This window comes from Variovorax glucosi, from assembly GCF_051216695.1.
Taxonomy (GTDB): domain Bacteria; phylum Pseudomonadota; class Gammaproteobacteria; order Burkholderiales; family Burkholderiaceae_C; genus Variovorax.
In genome coordinates, this window is record NZ_JBPJZE010000113.1 from 1 (window position 1) to 1,397 (window position 1,397).

General features: G+C 71.2%; 1 protein-coding gene. It reads left to right on the top strand.

The features are described 5' to 3' along the window. A partial coding sequence (locus ACSFA3_RS23355; protein WP_435507815.1) for a PAS domain S-box protein occupies window positions 1-1,397 on the top strand: 1,397 nt, incomplete at both ends.

Genomic DNA, 1,397 nt, shown 5'->3' on the forward strand with positions numbered 1-1,397 from the left:
GTGCAGGCGGCGCTCGACCGCGACACCGCCGATGCGGTCTCCGACCTGCGCAGCGGCTTCCAGCGCAATGCGCAGAGCCTGCGCGCCACGCAGGCCCCGGGCGTCGACCGCGCGCAGTGGTCCGAGGTGGCGGCCGCGCTGCTGCGCGAGCACCGCGAATGGCTGCGGCTCGAATGGCGCGACGCCGCGCTGCGGCCACAGCAGGCTGTCAACACGCCCTACCGCATGCGCATCCTCGACGAGGAAAGCCGCGGGGTCGAGCAGTCCGATGTGACGCTGGCCTGCGCCGCCGCGCGCAAGCTCGGCGCGCCGGCGTACTCGCCAAGCCACTATGTGCCGATTGCCGGTGGCGGCGGCATCGAGGTGATGGAGTTGTGCGTGCCCATCGATGCCGGGGGCTATCTCGTGGCCAGCTACTCGCTGCGCGACGCGCTGATCGAACTGGTCGGCCCCACGCTCACGCGCGGGCAGGAAGTGGCCTTCACCGAGGCCGACGGCACGCGGCTGGTGGCGCTCGGCACCTCGCGGCGCACCGGCACGCGCGTGTTCACATCGCAGCAGCTCATTGACCTGCCGGGCACTGCGCTGATGCTGCGCGTCGACGGCTGGCGCGCCGCGCCCGACCTGTTCCCGAACATGCTCACCGCGCTGGTCACGGCGATCTCCATCGCGCTGGTGTCGGTGCTGGTGCTGCTCGCGCGCGATACGCGCCGGCGGTTGCGCGCCGAGCGCGACCTGGCCGACGCGCTCGCCTTCCGCAAGGCGATGGAAGACTCGGTCATCACCGGCCTGCGCGCGCGCGACCTGCAGGGCCGCATCACCTACGTGAACCCCGCCTTCTGCGAGATGGTCGGCTTCAGCCCCGAAGAGCTCATGGCGGACAACGCCGAAGCTCCTTACTGGCCGACCGAGCTGGCGCACGAATACCAGCAGCGGCAGGCGCGGCGCCTTGCGGGCGGCATGCCGCCGCGCGAAGGTTTCGAGTCGGTCTTCATGCGCAAGGACGGCACGCGCTTTCCGGTGCTGATCTTCGAGGCGCCGCTGATCAACGCACACAAGGTGCAGACCGGCTGGATGAGCGCGTTCATCGACGTGAGCGAGCAGCGCCGCATCGAGGAGCTTTCGCGTGCCAGCCAGGAGCGCCTGCAGGCCAGTGCGCGGCTTGCAACGGTGGGCGAGATGGCCTCGCTGCTGAGCCACGAGCTCACGCAGCCGCTGGCCGCCATTGCCAGCTACGCGAGCGGTTCGCTCAACCTGCTCGGGCCGCACGCCAAGGGCGACCAGGGTGAGGTGGCGATGGCGGTGAGGCGCATCGCCGAGCAGGCCGACCGCGCGGGCCAGGTCATTCGCAGCGTGCACGACTTCGTGCGCCGGCGCGACCGCACGCGCGAGGCTGT